Annotated in this window: 19 protein-coding genes; 12 read left to right on the plus strand and 7 right to left on the minus strand. The window is 69.1% G+C overall.

All coding sequences use genetic code 11. The annotated features are described in order from the left end of the window. Window positions 1-153 precede the first annotated feature (153 nt). Window positions 154-1,494 carry an omega-aminotransferase AptA gene (aptA, locus tag AC1DSO_RS03490; RefSeq protein ID WP_477067513.1) on the plus strand — a complete coding sequence of 447 codons (1,341 nt, stop codon included), beginning with the start codon at window positions 154-156 and terminating at the stop codon, window positions 1,492-1,494. Here the strand turns inward: aptA and AC1DSO_RS03495 are convergent. The 4 genes from AC1DSO_RS03495 to AC1DSO_RS03510 all read right to left on the minus strand — a co-directional run bounded on the left by AC1DSO_RS03495 (window position 1,491) and on the right by AC1DSO_RS03510 (window position 4,780). Continuing rightward, entirely contained in the window at window positions 1,491-2,057 is a 567-nt protein-coding gene (locus tag AC1DSO_RS03495) for a hypothetical protein (RefSeq protein WP_477067514.1), read from the minus strand. The two genes, aptA and AC1DSO_RS03495, sit on opposite strands and share 4 nt — an antisense overlap. Window positions 2,058-2,097: 40 nt before the next feature. Beyond that, window positions 2,098-3,012: a glycoside hydrolase family 19 protein gene (locus AC1DSO_RS03500; protein WP_477067515.1), complete on the minus strand. Its 915-nt coding sequence runs from the start codon at window positions 3,010-3,012 to the stop codon at window positions 2,098-2,100. A 94-nt stretch (window positions 3,013-3,106) separates the two neighbouring features. Further along, a complete protein-coding gene (locus AC1DSO_RS03505; protein ID WP_477067516.1) occupies window positions 3,107-4,072 on the minus strand; it encodes a bifunctional helix-turn-helix transcriptional regulator/GNAT family N-acetyltransferase in 966 nt (321 codons plus the stop codon). A gap of 222 nt (window positions 4,073-4,294) precedes the next feature. Next, window positions 4,295-4,780 carry a hypothetical protein gene (locus AC1DSO_RS03510; RefSeq protein ID WP_477067517.1) on the minus strand — a complete coding sequence of 162 codons (486 nt, stop codon included), beginning with the start codon at window positions 4,778-4,780 and terminating at the stop codon, window positions 4,295-4,297. A 165-nt stretch (window positions 4,781-4,945) separates the two neighbouring features. On the opposite strand from AC1DSO_RS03510, the gene AC1DSO_RS03515 reads away from it, so the two are divergent. The 8 genes from AC1DSO_RS03515 to AC1DSO_RS03550 all read left to right on the plus strand — a co-directional run bounded on the left by AC1DSO_RS03515 (window position 4,946) and on the right by AC1DSO_RS03550 (window position 12,183). Further along, window positions 4,946-5,326, plus strand: a complete 381-nt coding sequence (locus AC1DSO_RS03515) for a BlaI/MecI/CopY family transcriptional regulator (protein ID WP_477067518.1) — start codon at window positions 4,946-4,948, stop codon at window positions 5,324-5,326. Beyond that, window positions 5,326-6,564 (plus strand): M56 family metallopeptidase, encoded by a 1,239-nt coding sequence (locus AC1DSO_RS03520; RefSeq protein ID WP_477067519.1) that lies wholly within the window; start codon window positions 5,326-5,328, stop codon window positions 6,562-6,564. The genes AC1DSO_RS03515 and AC1DSO_RS03520 overlap by 1 nt, the downstream gene beginning before the upstream one ends. A gap of 159 nt (window positions 6,565-6,723) precedes the next feature. Beyond that, complete coding sequence (locus AC1DSO_RS03525) at window positions 6,724-6,960, plus strand: hypothetical protein (protein ID WP_477067520.1); 237 nt, start codon at window positions 6,724-6,726, stop codon at window positions 6,958-6,960. A 26-nt stretch (window positions 6,961-6,986) separates the two neighbouring features. Continuing rightward, window positions 6,987-8,336: a M56 family metallopeptidase gene (locus AC1DSO_RS03530; protein ID WP_477067521.1), complete on the plus strand. Its 1,350-nt coding sequence runs from the start codon at window positions 6,987-6,989 to the stop codon at window positions 8,334-8,336. Window positions 8,337-8,529: 193 nt separating this feature from the next. Next, entirely contained in the window at window positions 8,530-9,885 is a 1,356-nt protein-coding gene (locus AC1DSO_RS03535) for a pectate lyase (protein ID WP_477067522.1), read from the plus strand. 179 nt (window positions 9,886-10,064) lie between these two features. Beyond that, the gene (gene aroC / locus AC1DSO_RS03540) at window positions 10,065-11,183 is read left to right on the plus strand and encodes a chorismate synthase (protein ID WP_477067523.1); all 1,119 of its coding nucleotides are present in this window, start codon (window positions 10,065-10,067) and stop codon (window positions 11,181-11,183) included. Window positions 11,184-11,361: 178 nt separating this feature from the next. After that, window positions 11,362-11,916 carry a response regulator gene (locus AC1DSO_RS03545; protein ID WP_477067547.1) on the plus strand — a complete coding sequence of 185 codons (555 nt, stop codon included), beginning with the start codon at window positions 11,362-11,364 and terminating at the stop codon, window positions 11,914-11,916. 48 nt (window positions 11,917-11,964) lie between these two features. After that, window positions 11,965-12,183 carry a hypothetical protein gene (locus AC1DSO_RS03550; RefSeq protein ID WP_477067524.1) on the plus strand — a complete coding sequence of 73 codons (219 nt, stop codon included), beginning with the start codon at window positions 11,965-11,967 and terminating at the stop codon, window positions 12,181-12,183. A gap of 162 nt (window positions 12,184-12,345) precedes the next feature. On the opposite strand, the gene AC1DSO_RS03555 is transcribed toward AC1DSO_RS03550, so the two are convergent. From AC1DSO_RS03555 to queC, 3 genes are all read right to left on the minus strand, one after another. Next, complete coding sequence (locus AC1DSO_RS03555) at window positions 12,346-12,711, minus strand: 6-pyruvoyl trahydropterin synthase family protein (protein WP_477067525.1); 366 nt, start codon at window positions 12,709-12,711, stop codon at window positions 12,346-12,348. Window positions 12,712-12,784: 73 nt separating this feature from the next. Continuing rightward, on the minus strand, window positions 12,785-13,417 hold the full coding sequence (queE, locus tag AC1DSO_RS03560; RefSeq protein ID WP_477067526.1) for a 7-carboxy-7-deazaguanine synthase: 633 nt from the start codon (window positions 13,415-13,417) through the stop codon (window positions 12,785-12,787). 90 nt (window positions 13,418-13,507) lie between these two features. Continuing rightward, window positions 13,508-14,272 (minus strand): 7-cyano-7-deazaguanine synthase QueC, encoded by a 765-nt coding sequence (queC, locus tag AC1DSO_RS03565; protein WP_477067527.1) that lies wholly within the window; start codon window positions 14,270-14,272, stop codon window positions 13,508-13,510. 479 nt (window positions 14,273-14,751) lie between these two features. Here queC and AC1DSO_RS03570 point away from each other — a divergent pair, with 479 nt between their 5' ends. The 3 genes from AC1DSO_RS03570 (at window position 14,752) to AC1DSO_RS03580 (ending at window position 20,241) form a co-directional block, all read left to right on the plus strand. Then, the gene (locus tag AC1DSO_RS03570) at window positions 14,752-17,586 is read left to right on the plus strand and encodes a TonB-dependent receptor (protein ID WP_477067528.1); all 2,835 of its coding nucleotides are present in this window, start codon (window positions 14,752-14,754) and stop codon (window positions 17,584-17,586) included. Window positions 17,587-17,886: 300 nt separating this feature from the next. Continuing rightward, on the plus strand, window positions 17,887-19,419 hold the full coding sequence (locus tag AC1DSO_RS03575) for an ATP-binding response regulator (RefSeq protein ID WP_477067529.1): 1,533 nt from the start codon (window positions 17,887-17,889) through the stop codon (window positions 19,417-19,419). A gap of 93 nt (window positions 19,420-19,512) precedes the next feature. After that, a complete protein-coding gene (locus AC1DSO_RS03580; RefSeq protein WP_477067530.1) occupies window positions 19,513-20,241 on the plus strand; it encodes a helix-turn-helix transcriptional regulator in 729 nt (242 codons plus the stop codon). Window positions 20,242-20,334 lie beyond the last annotated feature (93 nt).

A 20,334-nucleotide genomic window follows, 5' to 3' on the forward strand; every position in this document is an offset into this window, starting at 1 on the left:
AAGCCGGGATCCAGATCCCATGGCGCTTGGGCTGACGGGATCGACGCCGCGTTTCTGGAACCCACTCCAGCGCTCCTCCATCTGGGCCCCGGCTTTCGCCGGGGAGGTCGGATGAAAAGTTCTCTTTACGAGAGAGGCGAAATTGCGATCACAATGCAAGGCCTCGTCAAGGACCTCCGCATGCCCAGCGCCAACGATCTCGACGCCTTCTGGATGCCGTTCACGCCGAACCGGCGGTTCAAGAGCCAGCCGCGGATGCTCTCGTCGGCCAGCGGCATGTTGTACAAGACGCCCGAGGGCCGCGAGGTGCTGGACGCCACCGCCGGCCTCTGGTGCGTCAACGCCGGCCACGATCGCCCCCGGATCCGTGAGGCGATCCAGAAGCAGGCGGCCGAAATGGACTACGCCCCCTGCTTCAACATGGGCCACCCGCTGGCCTTCCAGTTCGCCTCGCGCCTGGCCCAGGTGACGCCCAAGGGTCTGGACCGGATCTTCTTCACCAACAGCGGTTCGGAGGCGGTCGACACCGCCCTGAAGATCGCCCTGGCCTACCACCGCGCCCGGGGCAAGGGGACCAAGACCCGGCTGATCGGCCGCGAGCGCGGCTATCATGGCGTCGGCTTCGGCGGCATCTCCGTCGGCGGCATCCCGACCAACCGCAAGTATTTCGGCTCGCTGCTGACCGGCGTCGACCACCTGCCCCACACCCACGGCGTACCCGGCAACCTGTTCGCCCAGGGCCAGCCCGAGCACGGCGCTCAGCTGGCCGACGACCTGGAGCGGATCGTGGCTTTGCACGACGCCTCCAACATCGCCGCCGTGATCGTCGAGCCGGTGGCCGGATCGACGGGCGTGCTGATCCCGCCCAAGGGCTATCTGGAGCGCCTGCGGGCGATCTGCGACAAGCACGACATCCTGCTGATCTTCGACGAGGTGATCACCGGTTTCGGACGGCTGGCCGCGCCGTTCGCGGCCGACCGGTTCGGCGTCACCCCGGACCTGATGTGCATAGCCAAGGGCCTGACCAACGCCACCGTCCCTTGCGGCGCGGTGGCGGCTTCGACCAGGATCTACGACAGCCTGCTGGAAGGGGCCGACGCGCCGATCGAGCTGTTCCACGGCTACACCTATTCGGCCCATCCGCTAGCCTGCGCCGCCGGGATCGCGACGCTTGAGACCTATCAGGAGGACGACCTGTTCGCCCGCGCCGCCGGGATCGAGGGCTATTGGCGCGAGGCCATGCACAGCCTGGCCGACGCCCGCCACGTGATCGACATCCGCGACCTGGGCCTGGTCGCCGGCATCGAGCTGGAGCCGCGCCCCGGCGCCGCCACGGCGCGGGCCATGGAGGTGTTCGAGACCTGTTTCGACGAAGGCCTGCTGATCCGCGTCACGGGCGACATCATCGCCCTGTCGCCGCCGCTGATCCTGGAGAAGGCGCACATCGACCGCATGGTCGAGACGATCCGGGCCGTGCTGGCCAGGGTGGACTAGAAGAAGGCCTCGTAGTCGGGATTGTCCTCGCGCGGGAGAAAGGACGGCGCGGTGTCCAGCGTGAACCGCTGGGCCGGGCCGCGGGCGGGACATTCGGCGCTGGAGACCTCGTTCGCGCCCTTCATGACCACCAGCCCGGACCATTGACGCCCCGGGACGGCGGTGTCCGTGCCGCCGATGGCCGAATAGACGATGTACTCGTAGCCGCCGTTGGAGAACCGCAGGCTGGTCTGCTCACCGCCCCGGCCCGGCCCTCGCACCGTGCCCAGATGGCCGCGCCCGTCGGCGCCGTTGGTGGTGATCGTCAGGTCCGTCTTGCCGGCCGGCCCATAGCGATAGGTCGCCGTGCGATCGGTCGCGCAGACCGACACCCTCTTCTGCTTGAACGGACAAACATAGACCGGCCGCTCGCCCGGCCCGCAGCGCGGTCCCGCGTCGGCGGCGCGGTCAGCGCGGACCGCCCCGGTCTCGGGCCGCGCGTTCGACTCCGCCGCCGCCTGGCGTTGGCCGCAGCCGGCCAGCACGGCCAACAGGACGAGCGCGGAGATTGGACGAACGGCCATGCGACGGCTCCGTGGGTTCGATGGAATAGGAGGCGGATTTCTATTTGGGCGACAAGGCTTTTTTGGCGCGGAGATACGCCTGCCACCGCGCGGTCGCCTCCAGCTTCTTAGCGTTGACCTTCTTGGTCACCAGGTCGAACGCCGGGCGCTCGAGCCACGTCGCCGAAGCCTCGTTCAGCTTGCGCTTCTCCCAGTAGGCGGCGGCGGAATCGGCCGCGCCGGCCGGGGTCAGCAGCGCGTCCGGATTGGCCTCGTAGCCGACGTCGCGATAGTTCGCCCGGCCGGTCACCTGGATGTAGCCGCGCCCGCGATAGGCCCAGCCGTCGCCCGGCTGGTTGTTGCCGTTCTTCGAACCATAGACGTAGTTCGCCAGCTTCTCGGCGTTCTTCACATAGGGTTTGGCGGAGTCGACGGTCGGGAAATACTTCGAGCCGAAGACGTCCTTCAGCCGCTCGGCGTGGGTGTAGCGCAGGCTTTCGACCGTGTGCGACAGCTGCTGGGACTCGATGGTCAGCTGGGCCAGGAAGGCCGCGCGCTTGGGGGCGCTGTCGATGCCGTGCTTGTCCATGGCGGTGTTCAGCGGTCCCAGCGCCGCGTTGATGTCGGACAGCAGGGCGTTCGGCATGATCGCCTTCAGCTGCTCGGCCGTCACCCCGCCCGCACGCACGCCCAAGGTCGCGTGGCCGCCGCGCAGCATCGCCAGGATCGCTCTCCTGAGCTCGGCGTCCGACATGCGGGTGACCGCCCGGCAGGCTTCGGCCGGACGCTGGCGGGCCCAGAACAGCCGCAGCTCCTGCAGGCTGGACGGGCTCAGCCACAGGGTCTCCCATAGGTCCAGGACGTCGGCCCACGACAGCGGCCGACAGCTGCCAGGCCGCATCCACGAGGTCGGGGTCAGCAGAAAGGTCCGCCCCCGGTCGTGCAGTTCCAGTCCGTGGAGATTCCGTCGCGCCATGGTTGAGCCCCGTGCCAACCTGGCCAAAACGCGCGACCGCGTCGACGGCTCCGCTTAGGCGGCGAGAAAATTTCCGCCTCCGCGCGCGGGGCCTTTAGTCCCTGGTCGACTGGTACGACATCGCCACGTCGCAGCGTTCGTATCGCGAGCCGAACAGCCGCATGATCTCGGCGTCGTGGACGAAACCCAGCTTCTCGTAGAGGTGGATGGCCGCCGCGCACTTTTGGTTGGTCAGCAGATAGACCAGGTCCATGCCCAGGCTGGCGGCGCGCTCCAGGGTCTTGGCCAGCAGGAACTCGCCGACCTTGCGGCCGCGCGCTTGCGGGGTCACGCCCATCTTGGTCAGCTCGACCCAGCCGTCCTTGGACACCATCAGCGCCGCCGTCCCGACCACGCCCAGGTCCGGCGTCTCGGCGAACAGCACCACCCCACCCTTGTCGAGGATCAGTTCGCGCGGCTTCGACAGCAGGTCGATGTCGGTCTGCTCCAGCGAGAACATGTCGCTGATCCAGTCAGCGTTGATCCGATAGAACGCCTCGGCCAGGTCGTCGGAGAAGTCGCGCACCCACATGGCCGGGGCGCCGACCGCCTGGATCCGGGTCAGCAGCGAGACCTCGTCCAGCCGCGCCTCGACCTTGGCCAGGCCCTGCATGAAGTCGCCCGACAGCCCCGCGACCAGTTCGGCGGCGGCCGGCTCGATCCGGGGCAGCAGATAGGTCTGGATGCGGTCCATCAGGGCCGCGCCCTTGTCGGTCAGCGCCAGGCGCTTCGAGCGCTGGTCGCCCGGAATACGACGGGCCTCGACCAGACCCTCGCGCTCCAGGGCCCCGAGGGCGCGGGTGACGGTGGGCTGGGCCAATCGCAGGCGCTCGGCCAGCTCGCCGACCGTGGTCGGGCCGTGCAGGCGGATCGTCATCAGCAGCGACATCTGGGCCGGCTGCACCGGCAGGCCCAGCGACCGCGCCACCTCGGCCGCGTCGGCCTGCATCCGCTCGGCCAGCCGCTTGAGCCGGCTGCCCAGAAAGCCCACGCCAAACCCCGCAAGAAGATCGACTTCCATGCCGCGCCTCCATTCCATAGCACGCTATATAGCTAGCTATGGAATGGGCGAGAGCGCAAGAGGGGAGGTAAGGACGCCCCCTCCGTCTCGCTGCGTATCCGCAGCGATCCACCTCCCCCGCTTCGCATGGGAGGAGGAAGCAACACCCTCCTCACCCGTGAAACGGGGGAGGTGGCGCGGCGCGAATACGCGCCGTGACGGAGGGGGCGCTCAGCCCCCGCCCTACATCTCGAACGACGGCGCCACCACGCAGCGCACTTGGCCGTTCACCACCCCAACCGCCGCCGAGCGGCCCATGGTCAGGTCGTAGAACCGCTCCTGCCCGGCCGCCGTCACGCCCAGATAGTCCGGCGAGTCGAACTTGCAGACCGGATAGCGGACCGGAACCCCGCCGATCTCGTCGGTGCGATGGGTGCAGGTCATCGCCCCGCCGTGGCGCTCATAGCGCGCGCCGTCATAGGGCGTGACCGAGGCCCGCGCGGACACCCGCCGGAAGCGCTCGGGAGCCAGCGGCGCGCAGGGCCGCCCCTCGACACGCCAGAAGGCGTCGAGCGCGGCGCGCTTGGACTGCTGGTCGTGGGCGATCATCGCGAAGCCGGGGGCGCAGACCAGCACGGTCAGGCCGAGGATCAGCGCCACCCGCCGCACCTGGTGGCGAACCGGTTCCTCGATGGGCAGCTTGACGATCTGGATGTCCTCGGACGCCATGGGTGAGCCTCGCCAACGTCAGGTAGATGTACAGATGTAATTCAACAAATCACATCTGTCATCAGAGAACAGCGGTCACCACGCTTGACGCCAGCTCGTTACATTTGTAGCGTACTCGCGACATCAGCGAGATCCCACTCGAAACCCACGGGGATTCCAAGCGCCATGACCGAACCTTCCGACCTCGAATTGGAAGTGCTGAAGGCCTTCTGGCGCGGCGGCGCGATGAGCGCCCGCGAGGCCCAGGCCCTGATCGAGCCGGAACTGGGTTGGAGCGCCTCGACCACCCGCACGGTGCTGGAGCGGATGGTGGCCAAGGGCCTGCTGGTCCGCCGCTCGGTGCACGGCCTGGCTGTCTACGAAGCCCACAAGGCCAAGGTCGACGTGATCGGCGGGGTGCTGAACCGCCTGCGCGGCCTGCTCGAGATCGACGGTCGCCTGCCCGCCTCGGCCTTCGCCGGCAGCCAGATCCTGTCCGAGACCGAGATCGAGGAGCTGGAGACCCTGCTCAACACGAAGTCGTCCGCCCTTGGGGAGACCAAGTGATGCATCCGCTGCTCGCCTCCACCGCCCTTGGCCTCGTCGCCGCCTGGCCCGTCGGCGCCCTGGGCTTCGGCCTCGGCCGCCTGGTCGAACGCCTGACCGACGATCCTCGGCCGCGCGCCGCCGCCTGGAGCCTGGCCTACGCCCTGCCGGCCGCCGCCCTGGCCGCGACCGTGGCTCTGACCTTCTCCCCCGCCACGTCGCCGAAAACCGCGACCGAGAGCCTGGCGCCGCCTGCCGCGCAGCGCGTGGTCGCAATCGTGGACCTGGCCGGCGCTCCCGCCGTCCCGGCCTGGACGCCGCCGCCGGTCCTGTCACATGGCCTGGCCTGGGGCCTGGTCGGCCTGTCGGCGGCGGGCCTGCTGACGCGCGGCTGGCGCTGGAACCGGGGCCGCCGGCGGCTGGCCGCCGTGCGCGCCGCCGCCGAACCCTGCCAGGACTACGCCCTGCTCGAGTCGGTCCGCCTCCACGCCGCGCGGCTGGGGGTCAAGGCGCCGCGCGTGCGGATCAGCGCCGCGATCGCCGAGCCGCTGCTGGCCGGCGCCCGCCGTCCGGTGATCCTGCTGCCCAAGGCCCTGGCGCAGACCGCCGGCGCCGCGCGCCTGGCTCTGGTCTGCGGCCACGAGTTGGCCCACCTACGCCGCGGCGACAACTGGCGAATCCCGGCCGAGGAGGCCCTGGCCGGCCTGTTCTGGCTGACGCCGCCGATCACCGCCCTGCGCGGCCGGATGCTGGCCGCCCGCGAAGCGGTCTGCGACCTGGCCGCCCTGGACGGCGCCGGACCCGAGGCGCGCCGCGACTACGCCCGCGTGCTGGTCGAGGCCCTGCGGATGAACGCCCTGCCCTCGCCCCAGCTGGCTTTCGAGTCGGCGTTCACGGGGCGAGACCGCAGCCTGGTCCGCATGCGCTTGGCGGCCATCCTGCAGCCGCGCGGCGCCGCCTCGCTCGGCCGCGTCGGCCTGGCCCTGGCCCTGGGCGGCGTCCTGACGGTCGCGACCGGCGCCGGCTCCCTGGCCCTGGCCGACCAGGCCCGCCGCCTGGCCCCGCCTCATGCCCACGCGGAGGCCGCCGAGACCGCGCGGAAGGCCGCTGACGCCGCGGCCGCCGAGGCGGCCACGGACGCTGTCGGCGCGGAGGCGGCTCGCGCCATGTCCGCGAGAGTCGCCCAAGTCGCCGAGGCGGCCCACGCCCAAGCCGCCGCCGAGGCCGCGCCCGCCGCCGAGGCCGCCGCTCAGGCCTAGGCGGCCGCCGAAGCCGCCGAGGCCGAGCGCGCCCAGCCGATGCCGGACCCGCATCCCACGCCCAGTCCGCGCCCGAACCCACAGCCCAATCCGCGTCCCGATCCTCATCCGGATCCCCAGCCCGCCCCGGATCGTGGCTTCATCAGGGTCATGTCCGATATGCAGACGTCGGCTCCCTCGCGGCGCCAGGTGGTGTTCCTCGGCGACGTGTCGGTGAAGGGCAAGTTGGACCCGGTGAACGTCACCCTGATGGTCAATGGCCGGCCCGCCGCCGCCGGCTTCCAGCCCAGCGACCTGAAGGCCGGCGCCATCCAGCGGGTCGAGATCACCGACCAGCGGATCACCGTCGACGGCAAGATCGCGGTCAATGTCGTGCTGAACGGCGCGCCCCAGTAAAGCTCAAGCTCTCGCGGAGGAGTCCCATGAACCCGCTGCTCGCTTCCGCCGCCCTCGGCCTGGTCGCCGCCTGGCCCGCCAGTGGGCTGGGCTGGCTGCTGGGCAAGGCGGCCGACCGGCTGACCGGCGACCCCGCCCCTCGGGCGCGGGCCTGGAACCTGGCGCTGGCCCTGCCACCGGCGACCCTGGCCCTGATGGTCGGCGTCTCGGCCCTGCCCGAGGCGGCCACCGCGCCGGTCTACCAGGCGGCCCTGACCTCGAAGACCGTGGCTGTCGCCAGCGCGACGATGACCGCGGCGTCAGCCCAGGCCCTGTCGCGCTTCGACGGCGTCGAGATCGTCGGCGCGGCCCTGATCCTCAGCGCCCTGGGCGGCCTGGCGGTCGCCGCCGCCCGCCAGGCGATCGGCCACGCCAAGCTGAAGCGGATGGTCCGCGACGCCCGCCCGGTCTCGCACGACCTGGCCCTGACCGTCCGCGCCGCCGCTCGCCGCCTGGACACCGGTCGGCCCGAGGTCAAGGTCAGCGACCAGATCGACCAGCCGCTGCTGGCGGGCCTGACGACGCCGGTCATCCTGCTGCCCGCCGACCTGGCCGCGCGGCTCGACATCGACCGCCTCGTGCCGATCTGCGCCCACGAGCTGGCCCACCTGAAGCGCGGCGACAATTGGCGGCTCTTGTTCGAGCACCTGCTGGGCGGCCTGTTCTGGATGGTCCCGCCGTTCGCGGTGCTGCGGGCCCGCGCCGCCGCCACGCGGGAGGAGCTGGCCGACGCCCTCGCCCTCGACGGCGCCAGCCCGGCTATCCGCCGGAGCTACGCCGAAAACCTGATCGACGTGCTGCGCATGCGCGCCGCGCCCGCCCTGCATCCCGCCTTCACCGGCAAGGGAAGGAGACCCACCCTCATGCGCCTGAAAGCCATCACCGATCCCCGCGATCCCGCCGGCCTGGCGCGTCGTCTCCTGCTAGGCCTGGCCGGCCTGCTAGCCGTGGCCTTGGCCACCGTCGGCTCCATCGCCCTGGCCCAGCAGGGCGATGGCGCGGGCCGTAACTCCAGCCGCACGGTCATCAGCGACAGCAAGAGCGGCCAGTATGTCGAGATCCGCTCGGACTATGTCCGGGTGACCAACGCCGAGCTGATCAAGGGCCAGTTGAAGGTTCCCGACGGCCAGGTCTCGACCTATCACGGTCACGTTCAGGTGCGCGGCCGGCTGACGCCGCCCGAGACCACGGTCCTGCTGAACGGCGAGACGCCGCCCGCCGACTTCGACCCGACCGTCCTGCCCAGGGGCGCGATCGATCAGGTCGAGGTCGTCAACCGGATGGTCGGCGACAAGTCGCGGGTGACGCTGAATGTCGTCATGAAGCCGGGGATTTAGGGGCGCGATCTTTCCCTGTCATCCCGGCCGTAGCGCAGCGGAGAGCCGGGACCGCGGCAAGCACCAGCGCTTCCGGGATGACAGGAGGATGGAGCGGCTGCGCGAATGACACCGGTGGACAAAGCCGGCTCCCACCTGCATTTTCCCTTCCCTAGCAGCGGCGCAAAGACCGCCGCCTTCACGGGGATGGACCATGCTCAGCCGCCACCTTCGCGCCGCCGCCTGCGCACTCGCCCTGACCCTGGCGGCCGCGCCCGCCCTTGCCGCCGACGTCCTGGCCTTTCCGAGCGCCGAGGGTGCAGGCCGGTTCAGCGCCGGCGGACGCGGCGGCGCCGTTCTTCGCGTCACCAACCTGAACGACGACGGCCCCGGCTCCTTGCGCGCGGCGATCCAGGCCACGGGCCCGCGCACCGTGGTGTTCGATGTGGCCGGCACGATCCAGCTCAAGCGCGAGCTGAAGATCAGCAACGGCCAGATCACCATCGCCGGCCAGACCGCGCCCGGCGGCGGCGTCACCCTGCGCGATCAGACCCTGGTGGTCTCGGCCGACGACGTGGTCATCCGCTTCATCCGCTCTCGTCTGGGCGCGGAGAGCAAGGTCGAGGGCGACGCGATCTGGATCTCGGGCGGCCGGCGGATCATCCTGGACCACGTCTCGGCCAGCTGGTCGGTGGACGAGACCCTGTCGGCCTCGGCCCGCTACGACCGTCCGGATCAGGGCTTCTATGACCTGACCGTGCAGTGGTCGATCATCGCCGAGAGCCTGGCCCACTCGATCCACGTCAAGGGCGACCACGGCTATGGCAGCCTGATCCGCGGCGGCGACGGCAGCAAGATCAGCTTCCACCACAATCTGTGGGCCAACCACATGGCCCGCATGCCGCGCCCCGGCAATTACGCGGGGCCGGACAAGGACCCGGTTGGGGCGTTCTTCGATTTCCGCTCCAACGTCTTCTACAACTGGGGCAAGGCCTATGCCGGCTACGACGCCGACAAGGCGGCGCTGGCGGCCTACAACTTCGTCGACAACGCCTATGTGCCGGGGCCCAACTCCGGCAAGACCGTGATCTTCCAGGAGAGCAACAGCCTGGCGAAGGGCTACTTCGCCGGCAACAGCATGGCCGGCGTGGTCCCGGCCGATCCCTGGAGCCTGGTGACCTTCACCATCCCCGAACCCGCCGGCTATCGCCTGGCCGCGCCGCTGGACGTGGGCGCGGTGACGCCGGAGAGCGCCGACAAGGCCTATGAGCGCGTGCTGGCCGACGCCGGCGCCTCGGTCTGGCGCGACCCGGTCGACAGGCGGATCCTCGACGGCGTGAAGACCCGCGCGGGCAAGGTGATCAACACCCAGGCCGATGTCGGCGGCTGGCCGATCCTGCCGACGGCCAAGCCGGCCAAGGACACCGACGGCGATGGCATGCCCGACGGCTGGGAAAAGGCGCACGGCCTGAACCCGAAGGCGGCCGACGGCGCGCCCTTGGCCAAGGACGGTTCGGGCTGGACGAACCTGGAGCTCTATCTCGCCGACGCGGCGAAGGTCCGAGGATAACCGGCCGGCTCGGCGGCCCCCACCTGACCCGCTCCGCGGGTCGTCCGCCCCCAGCGGGGGCGGAAGGATGCGCCCTTCTTCCCCCTCCGGGGGAGGAGGGCCGTAGGCCCGGAGGGGGCAAGTGAGCAAGCTCATCCTCTCTTTTGCGACCCGGCCCCGTTTCCGCTAAACCCCCCGCCATGTCGCACAACACCTTCGGTCACCTGTTCCGCGTCACCACCTGGGGCGAAAGCCACGGCCCGGCCCTGGGCTGCGTCGTCGACGGCTGCCCCCCGGGCATCGCCCTGACGGCCGAGATGATCCAGGGCTTCCTGGACAAGCGCCGCCCCGGCAACGGCAAGTTCGTGACCCAGCGCCAGGAGCCCGACGCGGTGAAGATCCTGTCGGGCGTGTTCGAGGACGCGCGCACCGACGGCCAGCGCACCACCGGCACGCCGATCAGCCTGATGATCGAGAACACCGACCAGCGGTCCAAGGACTATGGCGAGATCGCCCAGGCCTTCCGCCCGGGCCACGCCGACTACCCCTATTTCGCCAAGTACGGCGTCCGCGACTATCGCGGCGGCGGGCGCAGCTCGGCGCGCGAGACCGCCGCGCGGGTGGCGGCGGGCGCGGTGGCCCGGCTGGTGATCCCGGGCGTGACGATCCGCGCCGCCCTCGTGCAGATCGGTCCGCACGCCATCAACCGCGACAACTGGGACTGGGCCCAGACCGAGCAGAACCCCTACTGGTCGCCCGACGCCGCCATCATCCCGGTCTGGGAAGAGCATCTGGAGACGATCCGCAAGGCGGGCTCGTCGACCGGCGCCGTGGTCGAGGTCGAAGCCGTCGGCGTGCCGGCCGGCTGGGGCGCGCCGCTCTACGGCAAGCTGGACGCCGAACTGGCCGCCGCCCTGATGTCGATCAACGCCGCCAAGGGCGTCGAGATCGGCGAAGGCTTCGCCAGCGCCGCCCTGACCGGCGAGGACAACGCCGACGCCATGCGCCTGGGCGAGGACGGCCAGCCGGTGTTCCTGTCCAACCATGCCGGCGGCGTGCTGGGCGGCATTTCCACGGGCCAGCCGGTGGTGGCGCGCGTCGCGTTCAAGCCGACCTCGTCGATCCTGATCCCGCGCCAGACCCTCAACGAGGCCGGCGAGGAGATCGACCTGCGCACCAAGGGCCGCCACGACCCGTGCGTCGGCATCCGCGGCGTGCCGGTGGTCGAGGCCATGGTCGCCTGCGTGCTGGCCGACGCCTTCCTGCGCCATCGCGCCCAGACCGGCGGCGGCATGTTCGCGCCTGGCGCGAGCCGCTGACAGCGCGAACATAGGTCAAAGAACTTCGGTCGAATTGGTCTTACCACTGATTTAGCTGAGTTTTTCGATTGACCTGCATACGATTGCAGAGATAAGGCTGGCCCAACGCATCTCCTGACAGGCGATCAACGCCCGCATGAGTTGTGACATGCAACGCGCGGCGGAGGGGGCTCAACGCGTGCGGTTCGACCTCCTGAAGATCTTGCTGGTGGACGACAACCAGCACATGCGGCTGCTGCTGACCGAGATCCTGCGCGCCATCGGCGTGCGGCAGGTCTACGAGGCCACCGACGGCGCCGAGGCGCTGTCGCTGCTGCGCAAGGTGGCGATCGACGTGGTGTTCACCGACCTGTCGATGCGGGGGCTGGACGGCATCGACTTCGTCAACCTGCTGCGCCGTTCGCCCGACAGCCCCAACCCGTTTTGCCCGATCGTGATGATCACCGGCCATTCGACCGCGCGGCGGGCGCACGAGGCCCGCGACGCCGGGGTCAACGAGTTCCTGGTCAAGCCGGTCACGGCGCGCGGCGTCGTCCACCGCCTGACCCTGCTGATCGAGAACCCGCGCCCGTTCGTGCGCGCCGAGGACTATTTCGGCCCCGACCGCCGCCGCCGCGACGACCCGCGCTACGCGGGCCCCCGGCGACGCGACGACGACAGACGCACGACCTACCTGGACAGCGAGCCGGAAGAGGCGGTCGCCCGGCGCGGCCATCCGACGCGGAGATTTTAAACCTTTGGCCGGCTAAAACGTGGTGAACAGCGTTTTACGAGCTTGACCATGACCCTTCGCCGCCTCGCCCCCCTCGCCGCCGTCCTGGCGATGATCGCCGTCTCGCAGACGGGCTGCCTCGCAGCGGCCGCCGTCGGGACCGTGGCCGGCACGGCCATCGGCGTCACCGGCGCGGTCGTCGGCGGCGCGGGCAAGGCCGTGGTGGCCACCGGCAAGGCGGTGATCCCTGGCGATGGCCACAAGGACAGCGAAGACCGGGAAGAGTAAACAACCCTCTCCTCCCCATTAGGGGGAGGTGGATCGCCGCGAATACGCGGCGAGACGGAGGGGGTCCGCGCAGCGGTTGTGCGCCGGCTGCCTCACAGGGCCCCTCCACCGGCGTTCGCCGGTCCCCCCTCCCCCAGAGGGGGAGGAGAGATCACTTCAGCCCTACAGCGTCAGCGCGCAGCTCTCGCCGATGGTCGGGCGCGAGATCACCACGCGCGACAGGCCGGGGAACGCCGGCGTCAGGCGCTCGGCGAAATAGAGGCACAGACGCTCCAGCGTCGGGCTTTCCAGGCCGGGGCGATCGTTCAGCAGGCCATGGTCCAGCTCGGTGGCGACGGCCTTCAGCGCGGCGTCCAGTCCGTCCAGGTCGGCGACCCAGCCGGCGTCCTGCATCTGCCCCTTCACGCTGGCTTCGACCTTGAACGAGTGGCCGTGCAGCTTGCGGTAGCGATGGTCGGCGGGACCTTGCTCGATGTAATGCGCCGCGTCGAAATGCGCGGCCTTCGTGATCTCGAAGACGGGCTTCATCAGGGTACTTCTTTGACAAGGCCTGGGAGGCTCTAGCGCGTCGACCCTGTCACCAAGTCGCGCGCCTTATCCGTCAGGGCAGGCCGAGATATTTGTGCGTTTGGACGCTTAAACGCCATTGTGGGTGCGAAAGGCAATAGGCGACCGCCAATTGCGTGTTCCTGTCGCGGTCCGGACCGTCCATCGGCTGCAGGTAGAACCGCTCGAAATCCAGGTCCGCGAAGCGTTCCGGCAGGGCCTTGGCCTGGGGGAAGACCAGCTTCAGCTCCTGGCCCGAGGTCTGGACCACCGGGGCGTCGGCCTTGGGACTGATACAGATCCAGTCGATGCCGGCCGGCGCCTCGAGCGTGCCGTTGCTCTCGACCGCGATCTGGAAGCCGCGCGCGTGCAAGGCCGCGATGGCGGCCTCATCCAATTGCAGGAACGGCTCGCCGCCGGTGCAGACCACCAGGCGGTCGTCCGGCCCGCCGGTCCACTGGGCCTCGACGGCGGCGGCCAGGTCGTCGGCCGTGGCGAACTTGCCGCCGTTCTCGCCGTCGGTCCCGACGAAGTCGGTGTCGCAGAAGGTGCAGACCGCCTTGGCGCGGTCTTGCTCGCGGCCGGTCCACAGGTTGCAGCCGGAGAAGCGGCAGAACACCGCCGCCTTGCCCGCCTGGCCGCCCTCGCCCTGCAGGGTGAGGAAGATCTCTTTCACCGAATACGTCATGCGCCCCTCTCCCCTTGCGGGAGAGGGTGGCCTGCGAAGCAGGTCGGGTGAGGGGTCGCGCTGGCTTGTCCGGACAAGATTATCAACCCCTCATCCGTCAGCTTCGCTGACACCTTCTCCCGCAAGGGGAGAAGGAAGAGTTTGGCGCCCCGCCGCGTCCCACGCCGCGTAGCCCTTCTCGCGCAGCTCGCAGGCCGGGCACGTCCCGCAGCCGTGGCCCCAGCTGTGCAGCGCTCCGCGTTCGCCCTGGTAGCAGGTGTGGCTTTCCTCGACGATCAGCTGGACGAGGTCCTCGCCGCCCAGCGCCTTGGACAGCGCCCAGGTCTGGGCCTTGGTCAGCCACATCAGCGGAGTCTCGACGCGGAACTGCCGGTCCATGCCCAGGTTCAGGGCGTTCTGCATGGCGTCCAGGGTGTCGCGGCGGCAGTCGGGATAGCCCGAGAAGTCAGTCTCGCACATGCCGCCGACCAGGGCGTCGATCCCGCGCCGGTCGGCCAGGGCCGCGGCGTAGATCAGGAACACCAGGTTGCGACCGGGCACGAAGGTCGAGGGCAGGCCGCGCTCGGTCATTTCGATGGCGCGGTCGGCGGTCAGGGCCGACTGGGCCACCTGGCCGAAGCTCCTGATGTCCAGCACGTGGTCCTCGCCGAGGCGATCAGCCCACTGGGGGAAACGGGCGGCGATCTGGCGACGCACCGCCTGGCGCGCCTCCATCTCGATCACGTGGCGCTGGCCATAGTCGAAGCCGACCGTCTCGACGCGGGCATAGCGCTCCAGCGCCCAGGCCAGGCAGACGCTGCTGTCCTGGCCGCCGGAAAACAGAACCAGGGCGGCCCCTGTCGCGGGGGAGCTCATGCGGGGCGCTCGATAAGCATGGGGGCGAACATGGGCCCTCCTCTACACGAGGCAAGCCCGCCCCGGAACAGCGGGGGCCGCCGGCCACGACGGACATCGCGACTCACGCGATACTCCAACGACGAACGAACGCGAAGTCTTTGGCCCATCTACGAAGGCGTCCGCCCCATATTGCCGGCTTGCCTGGCGATCCACGCGCCAGGATGCCCTAGCGTAATCCCCAAACCCAACCTTCTAATCGATCCGAAACTTACCCGCGCCAGGAGAACACCACCTCTCGGAAAGTGAAAAGCTGTAACCTATCGCCGTTCACTTACGTCCAGGCCAGTTGACAGCTTTCAAACGCAAGTATGCAATCTCCAAATGCTGCGAAGGGCTCGCCGTACGCCCGCGTGGTGAAAACAGTACGGCGCCGAGGAAACATCGACCCTCGCAGGCTCCATTCATAAGGCGCCGCCTGGGTTCAGGGAGGGAATTCAATGTCGCAAACTCTGCGTATGCGGAGCCTGCTGGTCATGGGCGCTTCGGCGATCGCGATCTCCGGCCTCGCCGTCCCCGCTTTCGCCCAACAGGCCAAGCCGGCCCAACAGAACAACACCGTCATCGAGGAACTGGTCGTCACCGCCCAGAAGAAGGAAGAAGCGCTTCAGGACGTGCCGATCGCGGTGTCGGCCTTCAGCCAGGATACGCTGGAAGCGCAGAAGATCGACGGCGGGCCCAACCTGCAGCAGGCGATCCCGAACGTCACCTTCGCCAAGAGCAACTTCACCAACACCTTCAACTTCCAGATCCGCGGCATCGGGGCCAAGGCCGTCGGCGCCTCGGCCGACCAGGGCGTCGGCGTCCACATGAACAACGCCCCGATGCAGTCGGGCAATCTGTTCGAGGCCGAGTTCTACGACGTGGAGCGGGTCGAAGTGCTGCGCGGCCCGCAAGGCACCCTCTACGGCCGCAACGCCACCGGCGGCGTGGTCAACGTGATCACCGCCAAGCCGGTCGACCAGTTCGAGGCCAATGTCCGCGCCGAGTACGGCAACCACAACTCGACGAAATTCCGCGGCATGCTCAACGTGCCGATCTTCGGCGACAAGCTGGCCGTGCGCCTGTCCGGCACGACGCTGAAGCGCGACGGCTTCGTCACCAACACCTTCAACAGCCACAAGGTCGACGACCGGGACCTGTATTCGACCCGTGTCCAGGTGATGTTCAACCCGACCGACAAGCTGCGCACCAACTTCCTGTGGGAACGCTTCCACGAGAACGACAACCGCGCCCGCACCGGCAAGCAGCTCTGCACCAAGGACAACGGCCCCGCCACGGTCGCCGGCGTGCCGACCGGCGCGGCCCGGGCCTTCCTGACCCAGGGCTGCCTGCCCGCCTCGCTGTACGGGACCTCGGCCTACGGCACGGTCAATTCGTCGGGCACCCTGACCGGCCTGCTGGGCAACATCTTCGGCTTCACCTCGGGTGACGTGAACGCCGGCGACACCACCTCGACCAACCTGCGTGAGATCGAGACGTCGCTGGATCCGGTCTACCGGTCGGGATCGAACGTCTATCAGTTCACCCTGAACTATGACCTGACCGACGAGCTGAACCTCACGTCCATGACCGCCTACAGCAAGGGCAGCGTCTGGACCAAGCAGGACTATAACCGCAACGTCTCGCCGGTCCCGTTCAACAACACGCCGTTCACGCCGGGCGGCTTCTTCAACGACCCGCAGGTGGGCAACACCAACAAGTTCACGACGATCGACATCTCGTCGGGCCGCTCCGAGCAGTTCAGCCAGGAACTGCGCCTGCAGTCGAACTTCGACGGCCCGCTGAACTTCAATGTCGGCGGCATCCACTTCACCTATCGGACGCTGACCGACTACTACGTGATCGGCAACTCGCTGACCCTGTCGTCGCTGGCCCTGAACTTCTCCAAGACCGGCAATCCGAACTGCAACCCGGCGACCCTGCCGACCAGCTGTATCGGCATCGACACGGCCGCCAATCCGACCGGCGACGGCCACAACTACTATGACAACCGCACGCCCTATAACCTGGTGTCGGACGCCCTGTTCGGGGAACTGTACTGGCAGGCCAACGACGACCTGAAGTTCACCCTGGGCCTGCGCCAGACCCGCGACAAGAAGGCGGTCAAGAACTACTCGACCGTGCTGCTGGCGCCGGGCTACGGCCTGACCCTGAGCCCGACCAACCCCGACCAGCGCGCCCGCTTCACCGAGCTGACCGGCCGCTTCGGCTTCGACTACAAGGCCCATCTGGGCTTCACCGACGAAACCCTGCTCTATGCCTTCTATTCCAAGGGGTACAAGGGCGGCGGCATCAATCCGGGCGTTCCGGCCGGCGCGATCGGCGTCAAGCAGACCTTCGCCCCCGAGTTCGTCAACGCCATCGAAATCGGCGCCAAGAACACCATGCTGGGCGGCAGCCTGCTCTTCAACGCCACCGGCTTCGCCTACGACTACCAGGGCTATCAGATCTCGAAGATCGTGAACCGGACCTCGGTCAACGAGAACGTCGACGCCAAGGTCTACGGCTTCGAGATCGAGTCGATCTGGTCGCCGGTCCAGAACCTTAAGCTCAACGCCAACATCGGCTATCTGCACACCAAGATCGGCCAGGGCGTCACTTCGATCGACACGATGAACCGCACCCAATCCAACCCGGCCTATACGGTCGTGAAGGTGGGTCCGAACTCCTCGGCGGTCGGCGCCAACTGCGTGCTGAGCACCGTCGGTGTGGCCACCCTCATCGCCGCTGGCGCGGGGGCCACCCTGCCGTTCGCCTGCTCGGGCGCGGCCGCCTATCAAGGCTTCCTGGCCACCCCGGCCGCCCTGGGCGGCGCGGGCCTGCCGGCGGGCACGGCGGCGTTCCTGGCCAACGCCACCGGCCTCTACAACTACGGCGCGGGCTTCTCGATCGAGGGCACGGCGGCCGATCTGTCGGGCAACCAGCTGCCGAACTCGCCGCACTGGACCACTTCGGTCGGCGCCCAGTACAGGTTCGAGCTTTCGAACGGTTGGGCGGCGACCCTGCGCGGCGACTACTACCGCCAGACCAAGCAGTTCGCCCGCGTCTACAACACCGCCTACGACACGCTGAAATCTTGGGACAACGGCAACATCACCCTCAAGCTCGAGAAGCCCGAGTGGGGCGTTTCGATCGACGCCTACGTCAAGAACATCGGCAACAAGACCCCGATCGTCGACGCCTACACCACGGACGACAGCTCGGGCCTGTTCACCAACATCATCACCCAGGAACCGCGCCTCTACGGCGTGGCGATCACCAAGTCCTGGTAGGTCCTGCTCAGCAATGGACCCAGAGCGCGTTGGGCGAAAGTGTGAGCGCTTTCGCCCGCCAAACGCGCTCTGAATTTAGGAATCTAGAGGCTGCTTATCGAGTTCAGATGATTCCATCTGAACTCGACAGGCTCTAGGAAAAGGGCGGCGGTCTCCGCCGCCCTTTTTCCTTTCTCCCCCTGTCGCCGAAGGGAAAAAGCGAGCACTTTCCGACGGTACCGGGCTGAGAACGCTACCAACTTAACGACTCTGCAAGGCGCCCAAGGCAAGCTGCCAATCCAATCCCCAGCGAAGCGCCGTATGGAAACGCTGACCCGTCTGATCGATAACCGCGCCCCGATCGCGCCCGGCACGCCCTGCGGCGAGGTGCTGGCGATGTTCGACGCCGATCCGGCCCTGCCCGCCCTGGCAGTCATCGAGGGCGACGCGCCCATCGGCCTGGTCTATCGCGACGTGTTCCAAGGCATGATGCGGGTGGCCGGTCCGGCGCTGGCCGACAAGTCGATTTCCGAGGTCATGGACACCGCCCCGCGGCTCGTCACGGCCGAAACCGCCGCCGACCTGTTCGTCAACACCCTGGCCGACAGCCCCACCCCCGTCTTCCGCACGGCCTATGTCGCCGTCGACGCCGCCGGCCGCTATGTCGGCGTGGGCGGCCTGGGCTCGCTGCTCGCCTCGCACCGCCGCCGCCAACGCGAGGTGCGCGACGCCATGGCCATGGTCGAGCGCATGGCCGTCGACATCGGCGCGCACCTGGACGGCGTGCTAGCCATCACCGAACGCCTCGAACAGCAGCGCCTGACGCCCGACGCCGCCGCCTTCGTCCGCGCCATCGGCGAGACCAGCCGCGACATGAGCGCGACGGTGGGCCGGGCCATCGATCTGCACCGCTCGGCCCGAGGCCAGCTGACCTTCGCCCTGACCCCCATCCGCCTGCGCGACTTCGCCGACGCGGTCGAGGCCCGCTGGGCCGCCCGCGCCCAGGAGGGCGGCTCGACCCTGCTGGTCTCCTACGACGGCGACCCCGAATGCGGCGCCGAGATCGACGGCGAGCGCCTGCTGCAGGTGTTCGACATCCTGATCGAGAACGCCCTGGCCGCCGGCCGCGGCATGATCGAGGCCCGCCTGACGGCGCGCGCCGACGGCGACCAGGTTCGCCTGGAAGGCCTGGTCCGCGACAACACCGAGGGTCATGCCGACGAGCGCCTGGCCCGCCTCAACGACCCGCTGGGCGGCGCCGGACAGCAGGACGCCAACGAAATGGCCCTGGCCGTCGGCGTGGCCCTGGCCCACCGCGTCCTGCGCGCCATGGGCGGCCCGCTGACCGCCGAGGCCAATCGCGGCGCCGGCCTGACCGTCGGCTTCTCGCTCTCCGCCGCCCCCGCGTCCGCCGAAGCCCAAACTCCCGAGGCCGACAGCGCGCCCGCCGGCCGCGCGGCCCACATCCTGATCGTCGACGACAACGCCACCAACCGCATGGTCGCCGAGGCGCTGTGCGACATGTTCGAGTGCACCTCCGAACAGGCCGTCGACGGCGTCGAGGCGGTCGAGATGGCCAAGAGCGGCCGCTACGACCTGATCCTGATGGACATCAAGATGCCGCGCATGGACGGCATCGCCGCCACCCGCGCCATCCGCGAAATGCCGGGCCGCGCCGGCTCGGCCCCGATCGTGGCCCTGACCGCCAACGCCGACCCGGCCGACGTCCAGACCTATGTCGCCGCTGGCATGCAGGACGTCGTCGAAAAGCCGATCAAGCCGGAACGCCTGGCCATCGTGCTGAGCGCCCTGCTGGGCGGCGCCGACGCCGAAGGCGAAGAGGCTGCGGCCTAGGCCCACCTGCTCCACCTGAAATAGCAGCCCCTTGGCGCCAAGCTGTATCCGCGCCTAGCTTAACCTCGGCGTGAGTGCGGAGTAGCTGGGCGCGTGCTGACCACGGCGGAACAACAGGCCTGGGCGTTCCTGAGCCAGGCGCCCCACCTGGGCTCGGCCCAGGCGGTCGAAACCCATTTCGCCCGCGCCATCGCCGCCTTCGGCTACGACCGGTTCTGCGCCACCCTGGTCAATGCCGAGCACTACGGGCGCGAGCCGCCCACCCTCAGCCGCCGCGACTTCGACACCTGGGACCAGCGCTACTGGAGCGAGCGCTACGTGGTCCATGACCCGTGCGTGAAACTGTTGCTGAAGTCGCCGCGCTCGTTCGCCTGGACCGACGCCAAGCCGCTGGGCGACGGCCGCGCCCAGGCCATGTGGGGCGAGGCCTCGGACCTGGGCATGAACGACGGCTATGTCGTGCGGGTGTTCGGCCCGGCCGGCCAGGAGGTGCTGATCCGCATGGCCACCGAAGCGCCGGACACCGACCCGACCGCCCGCGCCGTGATCGAGAGCCTGGCCACCGTGTTCGGCACCATCATGCTCAAGCACTGGGAAACCCAGGACGACAATCCCGACTACGGGGTGATCTCCGAACGCCAGGCCCAGTGCCTGTACTGGGCCGGCCGGGGCAAGACCGACTGGGAGATCGGCGCGATCCTGAAGCTGTCGCCGCGCACCGTCCATCACCACGTCGAAGCGGCCAAGAAGCGGCTGGGCGTGGTCAAGCGCCAGGAAGCCGTGCTGAAGGCGGGCGAACTGGGACTGCTGCGCAAGCTGTGAGTCAAAGAGGAACCCCTCTCTCATAGAGAGAGGGAGGGGCCCGCGCCGAAGGCGGGGGAGGGTGAGAGGTTTCACCCTCACCGGAAAAGTCAT

This window comes from Caulobacter sp. P4_E5 (assembly GCF_056401555.1).

Coding starts and splice junctions, on each gene's coding strand:
- AC1DSO_RS03570 (WP_477067528.1), top strand. CDS start 14,752: ATGTCGCAAACTCTGCGTATGCGGAGCCTGCTGGTCATGGGCGCTTCG.
- AC1DSO_RS03575 (WP_477067529.1), top strand. CDS start 17,887: ATGGAAACGCTGACCCGTCTGATCGATAACCGCGCCCCGATCGCGCCC.
- AC1DSO_RS03505 (WP_477067516.1), bottom strand. CDS start 4,072: ATGGAAGTCGATCTTCTTGCGGGGTTTGGCGTGGGCTTTCTGGGCAGC.
- AC1DSO_RS03550 (WP_477067524.1), top strand. CDS start 11,965: ATGACCCTTCGCCGCCTCGCCCCCCTCGCCGCCGTCCTGGCGATGATC.
- AC1DSO_RS03500 (WP_477067515.1), bottom strand. CDS start 3,012: ATGGCGCGACGGAATCTCCACGGACTGGAACTGCACGACCGGGGGCGG.
- AC1DSO_RS03525 (WP_477067520.1), top strand. CDS start 6,724: ATGCAGACGTCGGCTCCCTCGCGGCGCCAGGTGGTGTTCCTCGGCGAC.
- AC1DSO_RS03535 (WP_477067522.1), top strand. CDS start 8,530: ATGCTCAGCCGCCACCTTCGCGCCGCCGCCTGCGCACTCGCCCTGACC.
- AC1DSO_RS03530 (WP_477067521.1), top strand. CDS start 6,987: ATGAACCCGCTGCTCGCTTCCGCCGCCCTCGGCCTGGTCGCCGCCTGG.
- aroC (WP_477067523.1), top strand. CDS start 10,065: ATGTCGCACAACACCTTCGGTCACCTGTTCCGCGTCACCACCTGGGGC.
- AC1DSO_RS03515 (WP_477067518.1), top strand. CDS start 4,946: ATGACCGAACCTTCCGACCTCGAATTGGAAGTGCTGAAGGCCTTCTGG.
- AC1DSO_RS03555 (WP_477067525.1), bottom strand. CDS start 12,711: ATGAAGCCCGTCTTCGAGATCACGAAGGCCGCGCATTTCGACGCGGCG.
- AC1DSO_RS03495 (WP_477067514.1), bottom strand. CDS start 2,057: ATGGCCGTTCGTCCAATCTCCGCGCTCGTCCTGTTGGCCGTGCTGGCC.
- aptA (WP_477067513.1), top strand. CDS start 154: ATGCAAGGCCTCGTCAAGGACCTCCGCATGCCCAGCGCCAACGATCTC.
- queC (WP_477067527.1), bottom strand. CDS start 14,272: ATGAGCTCCCCCGCGACAGGGGCCGCCCTGGTTCTGTTTTCCGGCGGC.
- AC1DSO_RS03520 (WP_477067519.1), top strand. CDS start 5,326: ATGCATCCGCTGCTCGCCTCCACCGCCCTTGGCCTCGTCGCCGCCTGG.
- AC1DSO_RS03510 (WP_477067517.1), bottom strand. CDS start 4,780: ATGGCGTCCGAGGACATCCAGATCGTCAAGCTGCCCATCGAGGAACCG.
- queE (WP_477067526.1), bottom strand. CDS start 13,417: ATGACGTATTCGGTGAAAGAGATCTTCCTCACCCTGCAGGGCGAGGGC.